Source organism: Streptomyces sp. NPDC001443, from assembly GCF_053597355.1.
The window spans coordinates 97206-111127 of record NZ_JBSFIA010000013.1; the positions used below are offsets into that span (position 1 = coordinate 97206).

Sequence of the window (13922 nt, forward strand, 5' to 3'; positions counted from 1 at the left end):
CGTGCCCGGGCCGGGATGGTGGATGCCGCGGCGCGCGAGGGGCACGGCGTGCCCGGGCCGGGCGGCGGGTTCACCGGGTTCCGTACACCGCGCCCGGCGGCCGCGCCTCCTTCATCAGCCGTCGTACGGCCTCCCCCGCCTCCCCGGGCCGCCAGCGCTGCTCCCCGGCCGCCGTGGGGCCGGGCCGCCATCCCTCCATGAGGGTGATCCGGGCTCCTTCGGCCTCGAAGACCCGGCCGGTGACACCGGCGCTGGCGGCCGAGCCCAGCCATACGACCAGCGGTGAGACGTTCTCGGGGGCCATGGCGTCGAAGCCCGTTTCGGGTGCCGCCATGGCCCGCGCGAACGTGTCCTCGGTCATCCTCGTGCGGGCCGCGGGCGCGATCGCGTTGACCTGGACGCCGTAGCGGCTCAGTTCGGCCGCGGCGACCAGCGTCAGGGCGACGATGCCGGCTTTCGCCGCGCTGTAGTTGCCCTGTCCGACCGATCCCAGCAGCCCGGCCCCGCTGCCGGTGTTGACGATCCGGGCCTCGGGGGTGCGCCCGGCCCGGGTCTCCTGGCGCCAGTGCGCGGCCGCGTGCCGCAGCGGCAGGAAGTGTCCCTTGAGATGGACGCGGACGACCGCGTCCCAGTCGTCCTCGTCGAGGTTGACCAGCATCCGGTCCCGCAGGAACCCGGCGTTGTTGACGAGGGTGTCGAGCCTGCCGTACGTCTCCAGCGCGACCCGGACCAGTGACGCGGCGCCCTCGGTGGTGGCGATGTCGCCGGCGTGCGCGACGGCGTGTCCGCCGGCCGCCCGGATCTCGTCGACGACTCCGGCCGCGGGGCTGCCGGAGCCCGGTGTGCCGTCCAGGCCGACCCCCAGGTCGTTGACGACGACGCGGGCCCCTTCGGCGGCGAACGCGAGCGCGTGCGCCCGCCCGAGGCCTCGCCCGGCACCGGTGACGACGACGACCCGTCCCGCGCAGATTCCGCTCATCCCTCTCCCTTTCCTCGGCTGTCCCGGTCGGCTGTGGCGGCGTCCAGGAAGGCGGGCCGCTCCCCGCCCCCGTGCACGAGCAGGCTCGCCCCGCTGATGTACGCGGCGGCGTCGGAGGCGAGGAAGACGGCGGCCGCGCCGATGTCGTCGGGCACGGCCAGCCGTCCGAGCGGGACGGTGCGCGCGACCGCCTCGACGCCTTCCTCCCCGCCGTAGTGGAGGTGGGACAGCTCGGTGCGGACCATGCCGACGACGAGGGTGTTGACGCGCACGTGCGGCGCCCATTCCACCGCCATGGACCGGGCGAGGTGTTCCAGTCCCGCCTTGGCCGCCCCGTAGGCCGCCGTGCCCGGCGAGGGGCGGCTGCCGCTGACGCTGCCGACCATCACGACGGTGCCCCGGGCCCGTCTGAGGTGGTCGTGCGCGGCGAGCGACGTGGTCAGCGGGGCGAGGAGGTTCAGTTCGACGACCCGCGCGTGGCGCTCGGCGTCCGCGTCGGCGAGCAGCCGGTAGGGTGCCCCGCCCGCGTTGTTGACGAGGACGTCGAGCCGGGGCAGCGCGTCGAAGAAGGCCTGTACGGCGGGCGGGTCGCGCAGGTCGAGCGGGACGAACTCGACGCCCGCCGCGAGCTCTTCGGGTGGTGGTCTGCGGGCGCAGGCCACCACCCGTGCCCCGGCCGCCGCGAACGCCCGGACGATGCCCGCTCCCACGCCCCGGGTGCCGCCGGTCACCACGACCGTGCGGCCGTCCAGCCGCGCAGAGTGCCAGGAATGGGAGGGGTGCGCGGGGTGCGCGGGGTGCGGAGAGTGCGGAGAGTGCGAGGAGCGTGCAGGGTGCGAGTTGTCCACAGGGCCTCCCGCCGCGATCCGTCGGCTGCTAGCTTCGAAGCCTCACACCTAACAAATGTTTGGTGGAATAGCGGCTGGGTGGAAAGGTAGCTGATGCGCCGATGGGTGTCTCCACCTCGTCCCCGGAAAAGGGGATTTCCGTGGTCACGGTCGACTTCCCGCCGGTGAACGCCATACCGGTGGCCGGCTGGTTCGCGCTGGCCGACGCGGTGCGCGCGGCCGGTCACGACCCGGAGGTCCGGTGCGTGGTGCTGGGCGCGCGGGGGCGCGGCTTCAACGCGGGCGTGGACATCAAGGAGATACAGGCGCAGGGGCGCACCGCACTCGTCGGCGCCAATCGCGGCTGTTTCGAGGCCTTCGCCGCGGTGTACGAGTGCGAGGTCCCGGTGGTGGCGGCGGTGCAGGGCTTCTGTCTGGGCGGCGGCATAGGCCTGGCGGGGAACGCGGACGTGATCGTGGCCGGTGACGACGCCGTCTTCGGGCTGCCCGAACTCGACCGGGGGGCCCTCGGCGCGGCCACGCACCTGTCCCGGCTGGTCCCCCCGCATCTGATGCGCGCGCTGTACTACACCTCGCGCACGGCGACCGCGGCCGAGCTGCACGCCCACGGCTCGGTGTGGCGGGTGGTGCCGAGACGGGGGCTGGACGCCGCGGCCCTGGAACTGGCCCGGGAGATCGCCGCCAAGGACGGTGAGCTGCTGCGGCTGGCCAAGGCCGCCATCAACGGCATCGATCCGGTCGACGTGCGCCGCAGCTACCGCTTCGAGCAGGGTTTCACCTTCGAGGCGGACGTCAGCGGGGTGGCGGACCGGATCCGGGACACCTTCGGGAGGGAGGGGACGTCGGGTGGGTGACAAGACGATGACCGCCGACGAGGCGGTCTCGGGGCTGGCGAGCGGCATGACCGTCGGCATCGGCGGCTGGGGCTCCCGGCGCAAGCCGATGGCGCTGGTGAGAGCGGTGCTCCGGGCCGGCATCGGCGATCTCACGGTGGTCTCGTACGGCGGCCCGGACGTGGGGATGCTGGCCGCCGCCGGGCGGATCCGGAAGCTGGTCGCCGCGTTCACCACCCTGGACTCGATCCCGCTCGAACCGCACTACCGCGCGGCCCGTGAGCGGGGGGACTTCGAGCTGGTGGAGGTCGACGAGGCGATGTTCATGTGGGGGCTGCGGGCGGCCGCGAACCGGCTGCCGTTCCTGCCGGTCAGGTCGGGGATCGGCTCGGACGTGATGCGGGTCAACCCGGGCCTGCGGACCGTGGTCTCCCCCTACGAGGACGGGGAGACGTTCGTGGCGATGCCCGCCCTGCGGCTGGACGCGGCGCTGGTCCACGTCAACCGCGCGGACCGGCGGGGCAACGGCACCTGCCTGGGCCCGGACCCGTACTTCGACGACCTGTTCTGCGCGGCGGCGGACCGGGCCTATGTCTCGTGCGAGCGGATCGTGGAGACCGCGGAACTGACGAAGGGGGCCGACGCCGGTCCGCAGTCGCTGCTGATCAAGCGGCACACGGTGACGGGTGTGGTCGAGGCCCCGAACGGCGCGCACTTCACGTCCTGCGCCCCCGACCACGGCCGCGACGAGGCCTTTCAGCGGCTGTACGCGGGCACGCCCTGGCCGGAGTTCGCGGACCGGTTCCTGGGCGGGGACGAGCACGCCTACCGGTCCGCCGTGCGGGCCTGGCAGAAGGAACAGGAACCGGGGCGGGGCGAGGAGGGGAAGCCGTGAGCGCCCCGGGCGGTCCGGGCGCCGCGCCCACCCGTGCCGAGTACTGCGTGATCGCCTGCGCCGAGGCCTGGCGGGACGCGGGCGAGGTGCTGGCGAGCCCGATGGGCGGGGTGATCCCGTCCGTGGGCGCACGGCTCGCCCGGCTCACCTTCGCGCCGGATCTGCTGCTGACCGACGGCGAGGCGCTCCTCGTGGACGCCGACGGCACGGTCGAGGGCCGGCTGCCCTACCGTCAGCATCTGGAGCTGGTCAGCGGCGGACGACGGCACGTGATGATGGGCGCGAGCCAGATCGACCGGTTCGGCAACCAGAACATCTCCTGCATCGGCGACTGGGCCGCACCCCGGCGGCAGTTGCTCGGCGTCCGGGGCGCTCCGGTCAACACATTGAACAACCCGACGAGTTACTGGATCCCCAGGCACTCCCGGCGGGTGTTCGTGGAGCGGGTCGACATGGTGTGCGGGGTGGGGTACGACCGGGCGGCCCGGCACCCCGGCACGGCGCGCTTCCACCGGATCCCGCGGGTCGTCTCCGATCTCGGTGTCTTCGACTTCGCCACGCCCGACCACGCCATGCGGCTGGCGTCACTGCATCCGGGGGTGAGTGTCGAGCAGGTGCGGGAGGCGACCGGGTTCGCGCTCGTGGTCCCGCCGGAGGTGCCCCGGACCCGTGAGCCGACCGGCGGGGAACTGCGGCTGATCCGGGAGGTGATCGACCCGGCGGACACCCGCGCCCGGGAGGTCCCGGACCGGACGGGGGTCTGATGGAGACGGCGTTCACCCGGCTGGTCGGGGTCCGGCACCCGGTCATGCAGACGGGGATGGGGTGGGTGGCGGGTCCGCGGCTGGTGTCGGCGGCGGCGAACGCGGGCGCGCTGGGCGTCCTGGCCTCGGCGACGATGACCCTCGACCAGTTGCGGACGGCGATACGGGAGGTCGCCTCGCGTACGGACGCGCCGTTCGGGGTGAACCTGCGCGCGGACGCGGCCGACGCGGGCGACCGGGTGCGGATCATCGTCGAGGAGGGGGTGCGGGTCGCGTCGTTCGCCCTGGCCCCGTCCCGTGAGCTGATCGCCGAGCTGAAGGAGGCGGGCGTGGTGGTCATCCCCTCGGTGGGCGCGCGCCGCCATGCCGAGAAGGTGGCGGCGTGGGGCGCGGACGCGGTGGTGGTGCAGGGCGGGGAGGGCGGCGGGCACACCGGCGAGGTGGCGACGTCGGTGCTGCTGCCGCAGGTCGTGGACGCGGTGGACCTGCCGGTGGTGGCGGCGGGCGGGTTCTTCGACGGGCGGGGGCTGGTCGCGGCGCTGGCGTACGGGGCGGCGGGCATCGCCATGGGCACCCGGTTCCTGCTGACCTCGGACTCGCCGGTGCCGGACGCGGTGAAGGCGCGGTATCTGGCGGCGACGGTGCGGGACGTGACGGTGACGCGCGCGGTGGACGGGCTGCCGCACCGCATGCTGCGTACGGAGCTGGTCGGGTCGCTGGAGGACGCGGGCCGGGGCCGGGCGCTGTTCGAGGCCCTGCGCCGGGCGGCGGCGTTCCGGAGGCTGTCCGGGCTGACCTGGCGGCGCATGGTCCGCGACGGTCTCGCGCTCAGACGTGGTCATGATCTGGCCTGGAGTCAGGTCCTGCTCGCGGCGAACACGCCGATGCTGCTGAGGGCCGCGATGGTGGACGGCAGGACCGATCTGGGGGTGATGGCGTCCGGGCAGGTCGCCGGGGTGATCGACGACCTGCCGTCGTGCGCGGAGCTGGTGGGGCGGATCATGCGGGAGGCGGAGGAGGCGCGGGAGCGGCTCGCCGGCACCCGCTGACCGGCACGGCCGGGGTGCGGGAGCGGCTCGGAGCCTCTCGTCGAGCCGCACGGCCTGCCCGCGCGGGCGGCTCAGAGCCTCTCGATGATCGTCACGTTGGCCTGGCCCCCGCCCTCGCACATGGTCTGCAGGCCGTAGCGGGTGCCGGTGCGTTCCAGTTCGTGCAGCAGCGTGGTCATCAGTTTGGCGCCGGTGGCGCCCAGCGGGTGTCCCAGGGCTATCGCGCCGCCGTTGACGTTGACCTTCGCCGGGTCGGCGCCGGTCTCCTTCAGCCAGGCCAGGACGACCGGGGCGAAGGCCTCGTTGATCTCGACGAGGTCGATGTCGTGGATGGACAGGCCGGTTTTCTTCAGGGCGTGGTCGGTGGCCGGGATGGGCGCGGTCAGCATGCGGATCGGGTCCTCGCCGCGCACGGAGAGGTGGTGCACCCGCGCCCGGGGCCGCAGTCCGTGTTCGCGCACCGCCCGCTCCGAGGCCAGCAGCAGGGCCGCGGCGCCGTCGGAGACCTGGGAGGAGCAGGCCGCGGTGACGGTGCCGCCGTCGATGACCGGCTTCAGCGCGGCCATCTTCTCCGCCGAGGTGTCCCGGCGCGGTCCCTCGTCGACGGCGACGTGACCGTGGGGGGCGATCTCCCGTTCGAAGCGGCCCTCGTCGATGGCACGCAGGGCGCGCCGGTGGGAGCGCAGCGCGAACTCCTCCTGTTCCTCCCGGTCGATCCCCCACTTCGCGGCGATCATCTCGGCGCCGGCGAACTGGTTCACGGGCCGGTCGCCGTAGCGGGCCCGCCAGCCCTCGCTGCCGGCGAAGGGGCCCTGGGTGAAGCCGAGCGGTTCGGCGGCCTGCCGGATGGCGAAGGCGATGGGGATCTGGGACATGTTCTGCACGCCGCCGGCCACCACCAGGTCCTGGGTGCCGGAGAGCACGGCCTGGGCCGCGAAGTGCACGGCCTGCTGCGAGGAGCCGCACTGCCGGTCCACGGTCACGCCGGGCACTTCCTGGGGCAGTCCGGCCGCGAGCCAGGCGGTGCGGGCGATGTCCCCGGCCTGCGGGCCCACCGCGTCCAGGCAGCCGAAGACGACGTCGTCGACGGCGGCCGGGTCGAGCGCGGCGCGGGCGACGAGCTCCTTCAGCACATGGGCGCCCAGATCGGCCGGGTGCACGCCGCTGAGCCCTCCCCCACGCCGTCCTACGGGTGTACGGACCGCTTCGACGATGTAGGCCTCGGCCATGGCGACTCCCCAGTGGTTCGCGTTGAGTGACGACGGATCACTTGCTGAGGTGCGTGCTGGGTCAGGGTGCTGCGGCTCCGCGCCGGGCGCCCGGCTTCCGGCTTCCGGCTTCCGGCTTCCGGCTATGCCCGTACGGCGATCCCGTCGAGCACCATCGACAGGTACTGCCGGGCGATCTCCTCCGGGCTGTGCTGTCCGCCCGGCCGGTACCAGGACGCGGCGACCCAGACCGTGTCGCGGACGAACCGGTAGGTGAGGCGGACGTCCAGGTCGGCGCGGAAGGCCCGGTCGGCGACCCCGCGCTCCAGCGTGGACAGCCACGCCTTCTCGAACTTGCGCTGCGACTCGGCGAGGAACGCGAACCGTTCCTGCGCCACGAGCTGCCGGGACTCCTTCTGGTAGATCGCGACGGCGGCGCGGTGCCGGTCGATCTCCCGGAACGACTCGGTGACCAGGGCCTCCAGGGTCTCGCGGGGGCCCAGTCCGGCGGCCAGGACCGTGTCGTAGCCGCCCCAGAGCTCGTCGAGGAAGGTGCGCAGGATCTCCTCCAGCATCGACTCCTTGGAGTCGAAGTGGTAGTAGAGGCTGCCCGCGAGCATGCCCGCGTGGTCGGCGATCTTGCGCACGGTGGTGGCGTTGTAGCCCTGTTCGGCGAAGACCTCGGCGGCGGTGCTGAGGAGTTCGCCGCGGCGGGCGGGGGCTGCGGTCACCTGGGGCTTCTTCTTGGTCGGCACGGGTCCATTGTGATCGCTGCTCCTAGGGGTGCTGACTGCTGACGGAGACGACCTCTCCGGTGAGGTACGAGGAGTAGCCGGAGGCCAGGAACACGATCACGTTGGCCACTTCCCAGGGCTCGGCGTACCGGCCGAAGGCCTCGCGGGCGGTGAGCTGCGCGAGCAGTTCGGGGGTCGTCACCTTGGCCAGGTGCGGGTGCATGGCGAGGCTCGGTGCGACGGCGTTGACCCTGACGCCGTACTCCGCCGCCTCGACGGCCGCGCACCGGGTGAGGGCCATGACGCCGGCCTTCGCGGCGGCGTAGTGCGCCTGTCCGGCCTGGGCGCGCCAGCCGACGACGGAGGCGTTGTTGACGATCACCCCGCCGCGGCCGGTGTCCCGCATCGCGCGCAGGGCCGCCCGGGTGCAGCGGAACGTGCCGTTCAGTGTCACGTCCAGGACGCGGGACCACTGGGTGTCGGTCATGTCGACGAGGGTGGCGGTGCCGCCGAGTCCGGCGTTGTTGACGACGATGTCCAGGTGTCCGTGCCGGGCCGCGGCGGTGTCGAACAGGGCACGCACCTGGGCCTCGTCGGTGACGTCGCAGGGCAGTGCGGTGACCGCTTGGGGGCCGAACTCCGCGGCGAGCGCGGCCTCGTGCTCCTTCAGCCGCCGGGCGTGGGCGTCGGAGATGACGACGTGCGCGCCCTCCTCCAGGAAGCGGCGTGCGGTCGCGCCGCCGATGCCGGTGCCGGCCGCCGCGGTGATGACGGCGCCGCGTCCGCGCAGCAGTCCGTGTCCGGGTTCGTATGCCGGACGGTCACCTGCCGGACGATCGACTGCCGGACCCTCGACGTCTGTCATGGGCCCACGCTAACCTACCAAACACTTGTTAGGGAAGAACGACGGGAGGGACGGCGACCCGTGGACCTCACCCACTCTCCGGCCGACGAGGCCTTCCGCGCCGAGGTCCGCGCCTGGCTCGGCGCGCATGTGCCGCGCACCCCGCTGCCGTCCCTGGAGACCGCGGAGGGCTTCGCGGCGCATCGCGCCTGGGAGGCCGAACTGGCCGCGGACCGCTGGTCGGTGGTCGACTGGCCCGCCCGGTACGGCGGCCGGGACGCGGGGCTGATCCGCTGGCTGGTGTTCGAGGAGGAGTACTACGCGGCGGGCGCGCCGGGCCGCGTCGGCCAGAACGGCATCGGGCTGCTCGCCCCGACCCTCTTCGAGCACGGCACCGAGGAGCAGCGCGCCCGGGTGCTGCCGCCCATGGCCCGCGGCGAGGTGGTCTGGGCGCAGGCGTGGTCGGAGCCGGAGGCCGGCTCGGACCTGGCGTCGCTGCGCTCGAAGGCCGTACGGGCGGACGGCGGCTGGCTGTTGAGCGGGCAGAAGACGTGGTCGTCGCGGGCGGCGTTCGCGGACCGGGCGTTCGGCCTGTTCCGCAGCGAGCCGGATCTGCCGAGACCTCATCAGGGCCTGACGTGCCTGATGTTCGATCTGCGCGCGCCCGGTGTCACGGTGCGCCCCATCGGGCGGCTGGACGGCAGACCGGCGTTCGCGGAGGTGTTCCTGGACGAGGTGTTCGTCCCGGACGAGGACGTCGTCGGGGAGGCGGGGCAGGGCTGGCGGGTCGCGATGTCGACGGCCGCCGACGAGCGCGGCCTCACCCTGCGCTCCCCGGGCCGTTTCCTCGCCTCCGCCGACCGGCTGCTGCGGCTGTGGCGGGAGCGGGGCTGCCCGGCGCACGCGCGGGCCCGGGTCGCCGACGCGCTGATCGGCGCCCGCGCCCACCAGTTGTACACCTACGCGGCCGCGGCCCGGTTCCTGGACGGCGACCGGATCGGCCCGGAGGCCAGCGCGAACAAGGTCTTCTGGTCGGAGTACGACATCGCGCTGCACGAGACGGCCCTGGATCTGCTGGGTCCCGAGGGCGAGGCGGCGGACTCCGACTGGTGCGAGCGCTATGTCTTCTCCCTCGCGGGTCCGATCTACGCGGGCACCAACGAGATCCAGCGCGACATCGTCGCCGAGCGGCTGCTCGGCCTGCCGAAGGGACGCCGTTGATGCGTTTCCTCCTCGACGCCGAGCAGCGGGAGTTCACGCGCTCGCTCGACGCGATGCTGACGGCCGCCGGGCCGCCCGAGGTCGCCCGGGCCTGGGGGCGCGGCGAGAGCGCGCGCGGCCGGGCGCTGTGGTCCCGGATCGCGCAGGCGGGGGTGTTCGCGCTGGCGGTGCCCGAGGAGTACGCGGGGCTGGGCCCGCGACCGGTGGAACTCGCGCTCGCCTTCGTGGAGTTGGGCAGGCACGCGGCGCCGGGCCCGCTGGTGGAGACGGTCGCGGCCGCGGTGCTGCTGGGCGGGTCGGAGCGGCCGGGCCCGGCGAAGCGCTTCCTGCCGTCGCTGGCCGACGGCACCCTGACGGCGACGCTGTCGGCCGGGCCGGACGGCTGTGCGCTGGACGGCGACACGGCGGACCTGCTGCTCGCGCTCGGCCCCGACGGCCTGCGTCTGGCCCCCGGTCACGGTCCGGTGCGCCCGTCCCTGGACCCGGTCCGCCGGCTCACTCCCCTGCTGCCGGGCGGGGAACTGCTCGACCCGGAGCCGCCGTGGGCGCGGGCCCTGCTGTGGGCCAGGCTGGCCACCGCCGCGCAGGCCCTCGGCGTCGGCCTGGCGCTGCTGGAGCGGACGGTGGCCCATGTGGGGCGGCGCGTGCAGTTCGGTGTGCCGGTGGGCTCGTTCCAGGCGGTCAAGCACCGGCTGGCCGACGCCAGGATCGCCCTGGAGTTCGCGCGCCCCCTGGTGCTGGGCGCGGCGGTGACGATGGACCCGGCGGACGTGGCCGCGGCGAAGGTGAGCGCCTGCGAGGCGGCGTACGCCACGGCCCGTACGGCGTTGCAGCTGCACGGCGCGATCGGCTACACGGCGGAGTTCGACCTGTCCCTGTGGCTGGCCAGGGCCCGGGTCCTGCTCGCCGCCTGGGGCGGCCCGCAGGAGTGCCGGGACGTGGTGCTCAGTGGTGGTGGTCGCCCGCGGTGAGTTCCCGGTGCTCCTCGGGGGTGGGCTTCGGTATGTGTGTCCCGGGCCCGAACATCGCGCGGGCCAGCCGTTCCCGTACCCGTTGGGAGACCGTGACGGGCCGGCGCACCCCGCCCGCGTCGACGCGCGGCCCGATCTCGTACGGCGGGTTCTGCTCGTGCTGGGTGAGGGTGAACAGCCGTCCCTGCGGGAGGGGTTCGTGGACCTCGACGTACTCGCCGTGCGGCAGCATCTTGATCGTGCCGGTCTCCCTGCCGTGCAGCACGCTGTCCCGGTCGCGGCGCTGGAGGCCGAGGCAGATCCGCTTGGTGACGGTGAAGGTGAGCACCGGCAGGACGAAGACGCCGATCCGTACGGACCAGGTGATCGCGTTGATGGACAGGTGCAGATGGGTGGCGACGATGTCGTTGCCGCCGCCGATCAGCAGCACGCCGTACAGGCTGAGCCAGGCCGCGCCCAGGCCGGTGCGCACGGGCATGTTGCGCGGCCGGTCCAGGATGTGGTGCTCGCGCCGGTCGCCGGTGATCCACGCCTCGACGAAGGGGTAGACGCCGAGGGCGAGCAGGATCAGCGGGAAGAGCGAGAACGGGATGAGGACGCCCGGCACCAGGGTGTGTCCCCAGACGTTGATCTCCCAGCCCGGCATCACCCGGATCAGTCCCTCGGAGAAGCCGAGGTACCAGTCGGGCTGGGCGCCGGTGGTGACCAGGTCGGGCCGGTAGGGGCCGAAGGCCCAGACGGGGTTGATGCTGGCGATGCCGCCCATGACGACCAGCACGCCGAAGGTGAGGAAGAAGAAGCCGCCCGCCTTGGCCATGTAGACCGGCAGGAAGGGCATCCCGACGACCGACTTCTGGTCGCGGCCGGGGCCCGGGTACTGCGTGTGCTTGTGGTAGAAGACCAGGATCAGATGGGCCACCACCAGGCCGAGCATGATCCCGGGCAGCAGCAGGACATGGACCGGGAACAGCCGGGAGATGATGTCGTGCCCGGGGAACTCGCCGCCGAAGAGGAAGAACGAGATGTACGTCCCCACGACCGGGATGGACAGGATCGCGCCGTCGGCGAAGCGGATGCCGGTGCCGGAGAGCAGGTCGTCGGGGAGCGAGTAGCCGGTCAGGCCGGTGAGGATGCCGAGCATCAGCAGGGTCCAGCCGAACAGCCAGTTGATCTCGCGCGGCTTGCGGAAGGCGCCGGTGAAGAACACCCGCATCATGTGCACGAGCATGCCGGTGACGAAGACCAGCGCCGCCCAGTGGTGGATCTGGCGGATCAGCAGCCCGCCGCGCACCTCGAAGCTGATGTGGAGCGTGGACTCGTAGGCCTTGGTCATCAGGACGCCGTTGAGCGGGGCGTACGGACCGTGGTAGGCGACCTCGGCGCTGCTCGGTTCGAAGAACAGGGTGAGGTAGACGCCGGTGAGGATCAGGATCAGGAAGCTGTAGAGGCAGACCTCGCCCAGCATGAAGGACCAGTGGTCCGGGAACACCTTGCGCATGTTGGCCTTGGCCAGCGCGTAGAGGCCGAGCCGTCCGTCGGCCCAGTCGGCGAGCTTCTCGCCCTTGCCGGGGTCGCCCCGGCGGGCCGAACTCGCTTTCCCCGTCGCTTCGTTCACCGATCGTGCGCCGTCCATGCGCGGCCTCCCCCTCGGATCAACCTCAGGGTGGCACGGCGGTGCGCCCAAGCCAACAGGCGGGCCGTCGCCGTCGGCCGGTCACGGTGTGAGACCGAACACGGCCGCGGCCGTACGGGCGGCCGGCCGCCCGACGGTCAGGCGACGATCCCCGCGGCCCGGGCCGCCACGAGCCACTTGGGGAAGTCGCCCAGCAGCCGGTCGTACAGCTCCGCGTCCGAGACCTTCCGGGGGTCCGTGCCCGCGTGGAAGAAGCCGGCGTTGTCGACCACCCGCTTGTCCGGCACGGCGAGTTCGTCGAGCCTGCGCAGATAGTCGAACTGGCGGCTGTCCGGGTCGCCGAAGCCGACGAACTGCCAGAACAGCGGCAGCTTCGCCGCCTTGCACAGATAGCGTTCCGCGGCGAGCTTGTTGATCGGGCCGCCGTCGGTCTGGAAGACCACGAGGGCGGGTGCGGTGGAGCCGCTGTCGAGGTAGTGGTCGATCACGGCGTCCATCGCCAGGTGGTAACTGGTCCTGCCCATGTGGCCGAGTCCGGCCACGATCCGCTCGATACGCCCCTGGTGGTCGTCGAGCGCGATGTCGGTGACGGCGTCGATGTCGGTGGAGAAGAAGACCACCGGGACCCGGCCGTCGTCGTCGAGGTGCGCGGACAGTCCCAGCACCCGGTCGGCGAGCGCCTGCACGCTGCCGTCCTCGTAGTACGGCTTCATCGAGCCGGAGTAATCGACGACGAGGTAGACCGCGGCCCGCAGGCCGCCCAGTCCCTGCCGTTCGAGGGACGTCCCGGCCCGTTTGTACAGGTCGACCAGCGCGGGAGCGCTCTGCTCCACCTTGCCGAGACTGATCGCCGACATACGGACTCCCCCTCCGTTCGAACCGCTTCGTGCGAGGTTACGGCACCGCCGCCCCGGCTCCGTTTCGGCCCACAGTCGTTCGATAGTTTGTTCCCCGCCGTCCCCACCGGCTCGCCGACCTGCCCACCCTTTTCCCGAGGAGCCGACGTGGAGTCCGAGTCCACCGTCACCACCTGCTACCGCCATCCCAAGGTGGAGTCCCACGTCCGCTGCACCCGCTGCGACCGCTACATCTGCCCGAACTGCATGCGGGAGGCCGCCGTCGGCCATCAGTGCGTGGAGTGCGTGAAGGAGGGCGCGCGTTCGGTGCGCCAGGCCCGCACGGCCTTCGGCGGCCGGATCACGGCCGTGCCGCTGGTGACGTACGTCCTGATCGGGCTCAACGTGCTGGCCTACCTGGCCGAGTTGATACGTCCCGAGATCGTGGACCGGTTCGGGATGCTGGGCTCGGGGCTGGTGGACGCGGACGGCGGGCACTGGCTGTGGGAGTACCCGTACTCCTCGGACCTCACCGCGGAGGGTCTCGCGAACGGGGAGTGGTACCGGCTGCTGACCGGAGCCTTCCTCCATATGCCGGTCGGCGAAGGCTCGTTCGGCATCCTGCACATCGTGATGAACATGGCGTGCCTGTGGAACCTGGGCCGGATGGTGGAGGGTCAGCTCGGCCGCGTCCGCTATCTCGCCCTGTACCTGCTGTCGGCGCTGGGCGGTTCGGTCCTGGTGCTGCTGATCGCGCCGGACGAGCTCACCGTCGGCGCGTCGGGTGCGATCTTCGGCCTGGGCGCCGCCTACTACGTCATGGCCCGCCGGCTGGGCGCCGACATGGAGTCCGTCAACCGGTTCATGATCGGCCTGGTGCTGTGGATGGTCCTCTCCGCCTCACTCACCTCCTGGCAGGGTCACCTCGGCGGTCTGCTGACGGGCGCGGTGGTGACCCTGGCCTACGCGTACGCGCCCCGCGACGGGCGGCGCGCGCTGGTGCAGGCCGTGGCGTGCGGGGCGCTGCTGCTCCTGCTGGTGGTGTGCGCCGCCGCGAAGGTCGCGCAGTTCACCGCGATCTGAGCGCGGACATGCGACGGCGCCTGC

At 72.8% G+C, this 13922-nt stretch carries 14 protein-coding genes; 7 read left to right on the forward strand and 7 right to left on the reverse strand.

Going from position 1 to position 13922, the window contains the following annotated elements; translation table 11 throughout:
• Positions 1–70: 70 nt before the first annotated feature.
• Positions 71–979 (reverse strand): SDR family oxidoreductase, encoded by a 909-nt coding sequence (locus tag ACWC24_RS16410; RefSeq protein ID WP_450663501.1) that lies wholly within the window; start codon positions 977–979, stop codon positions 71–73.
• A complete protein-coding gene (locus tag ACWC24_RS16415; RefSeq protein WP_450663577.1) occupies positions 976–1731 on the reverse strand; it encodes an SDR family oxidoreductase in 756 nt (251 codons plus the stop codon). The genes ACWC24_RS16410 and ACWC24_RS16415 overlap by 4 nt, the downstream gene beginning before the upstream one ends.
• A gap of 197 nt (positions 1732–1928) precedes the next feature.
• On the opposite strand from ACWC24_RS16415, the gene ACWC24_RS16420 reads away from it, so the two are divergent.
• The 4 genes from ACWC24_RS16420 to ACWC24_RS16435 are packed head-to-tail and all read left to right on the forward strand — an operon-like array spanning position 1929 to position 5368.
• Positions 1929–2681 carry an enoyl-CoA hydratase family protein gene (locus tag ACWC24_RS16420; RefSeq protein ID WP_450663502.1) on the forward strand — a complete coding sequence of 251 codons (753 nt, stop codon included), beginning with the start codon at positions 1929–1931 and terminating at the stop codon, positions 2679–2681.
• Entirely contained in the window at positions 2674–3555 is an 882-nt protein-coding gene (locus tag ACWC24_RS16425; protein ID WP_450663503.1) for a CoA transferase subunit A, read from the forward strand. The genes ACWC24_RS16420 and ACWC24_RS16425 overlap by 8 nt, the downstream gene beginning before the upstream one ends.
• Complete coding sequence (locus ACWC24_RS16430) at positions 3552–4319, forward strand: CoA-transferase subunit beta (RefSeq protein WP_450663504.1); 768 nt, start codon at positions 3552–3554, stop codon at positions 4317–4319. The genes ACWC24_RS16425 and ACWC24_RS16430 overlap by 4 nt, the downstream gene beginning before the upstream one ends.
• Complete coding sequence (locus ACWC24_RS16435) at positions 4319–5368, forward strand: NAD(P)H-dependent flavin oxidoreductase (RefSeq protein WP_450663505.1); 1050 nt, start codon at positions 4319–4321, stop codon at positions 5366–5368. Before ACWC24_RS16430 ends, ACWC24_RS16435 begins: the two co-directional genes overlap by 1 nt.
• A 71-nt stretch (positions 5369–5439) precedes the next feature.
• On the opposite strand, the gene ACWC24_RS16440 is transcribed toward ACWC24_RS16435, so the two are convergent.
• From ACWC24_RS16440 to ACWC24_RS16450, 3 genes are all read right to left on the reverse strand, one after another.
• Positions 5440–6597: an acetyl-CoA C-acetyltransferase gene (locus tag ACWC24_RS16440; RefSeq protein ID WP_450663506.1), complete on the reverse strand. Its 1158-nt coding sequence runs from the start codon at positions 6595–6597 to the stop codon at positions 5440–5442.
• A 122-nt stretch (positions 6598–6719) separates the two neighbouring features.
• Positions 6720–7331 (reverse strand): TetR/AcrR family transcriptional regulator, encoded by a 612-nt coding sequence (locus ACWC24_RS16445; protein WP_450663507.1) that lies wholly within the window; start codon positions 7329–7331, stop codon positions 6720–6722.
• Between the two features lie 22 nt (positions 7332–7353).
• Positions 7354–8175 (reverse strand): SDR family oxidoreductase, encoded by an 822-nt coding sequence (locus tag ACWC24_RS16450; protein ID WP_450663508.1) that lies wholly within the window; start codon positions 8173–8175, stop codon positions 7354–7356.
• Positions 8176–8235: 60 nt separating this feature from the next.
• On the opposite strand from ACWC24_RS16450, the gene ACWC24_RS16455 reads away from it, so the two are divergent.
• Together ACWC24_RS16455 and ACWC24_RS16460 are read left to right on the forward strand one after the other, a co-directional pair.
• On the forward strand, positions 8236–9375 hold the full coding sequence (locus ACWC24_RS16455) for an acyl-CoA dehydrogenase family protein (RefSeq protein WP_450663509.1): 1140 nt from the start codon (positions 8236–8238) through the stop codon (positions 9373–9375).
• Positions 9375–10346 (forward strand): acyl-CoA dehydrogenase family protein, encoded by a 972-nt coding sequence (locus tag ACWC24_RS16460; protein WP_450663510.1) that lies wholly within the window; start codon positions 9375–9377, stop codon positions 10344–10346. The genes ACWC24_RS16455 and ACWC24_RS16460 overlap by 1 nt, the downstream gene beginning before the upstream one ends.
• Here ACWC24_RS16460 and qcrB read toward each other — a convergent pair.
• Both qcrB and ACWC24_RS16470 read right to left on the reverse strand, forming a co-directional pair.
• Positions 10321–11979: a cytochrome bc1 complex cytochrome b subunit gene (qcrB, locus tag ACWC24_RS16465; RefSeq protein ID WP_450663511.1), complete on the reverse strand. Its 1659-nt coding sequence runs from the start codon at positions 11977–11979 to the stop codon at positions 10321–10323. The genes ACWC24_RS16460 and qcrB overlap by 26 nt on opposite strands.
• Positions 11980–12116: 137 nt before the next feature.
• Positions 12117–12836 (reverse strand): vWA domain-containing protein, encoded by a 720-nt coding sequence (locus tag ACWC24_RS16470; RefSeq protein ID WP_450663512.1) that lies wholly within the window; start codon positions 12834–12836, stop codon positions 12117–12119.
• A gap of 147 nt (positions 12837–12983) precedes the next feature.
• Between ACWC24_RS16470 and ACWC24_RS16475 the strand changes: the two genes are divergently transcribed.
• Positions 12984–13898 (forward strand): rhomboid family intramembrane serine protease, encoded by a 915-nt coding sequence (locus ACWC24_RS16475; RefSeq protein WP_450663513.1) that lies wholly within the window; start codon positions 12984–12986, stop codon positions 13896–13898.
• The last annotated feature ends 24 nt before the right edge of the window (positions 13899–13922 follow it).

Excerpts from the sequence above, each read along its gene's own strand:
- ACWC24_RS16450 (WP_450663508.1), bottom strand. The coding sequence starts at position 8,175 with ATGACAGACGTCGAGGGTCCGGCAGTCGATCGTCCGGCAGGTGACCGT.
- ACWC24_RS16435 (WP_450663505.1), top strand. The coding sequence starts at position 4,319 with ATGGAGACGGCGTTCACCCGGCTGGTCGGGGTCCGGCACCCGGTCATG.
- ACWC24_RS16410 (WP_450663501.1), bottom strand. The coding sequence starts at position 979 with ATGAGCGGAATCTGCGCGGGACGGGTCGTCGTCGTCACCGGTGCCGGG.
- ACWC24_RS16470 (WP_450663512.1), bottom strand. The coding sequence starts at position 12,836 with ATGTCGGCGATCAGTCTCGGCAAGGTGGAGCAGAGCGCTCCCGCGCTG.
- ACWC24_RS16440 (WP_450663506.1), bottom strand. The coding sequence starts at position 6,597 with ATGGCCGAGGCCTACATCGTCGAAGCGGTCCGTACACCCGTAGGACGG.
- ACWC24_RS16420 (WP_450663502.1), top strand. The coding sequence starts at position 1,929 with ATGGGTGTCTCCACCTCGTCCCCGGAAAAGGGGATTTCCGTGGTCACG.
- qcrB (WP_450663511.1), bottom strand. The coding sequence starts at position 11,979 with ATGGACGGCGCACGATCGGTGAACGAAGCGACGGGGAAAGCGAGTTCG.
- ACWC24_RS16460 (WP_450663510.1), top strand. The coding sequence starts at position 9,375 with ATGCGTTTCCTCCTCGACGCCGAGCAGCGGGAGTTCACGCGCTCGCTC.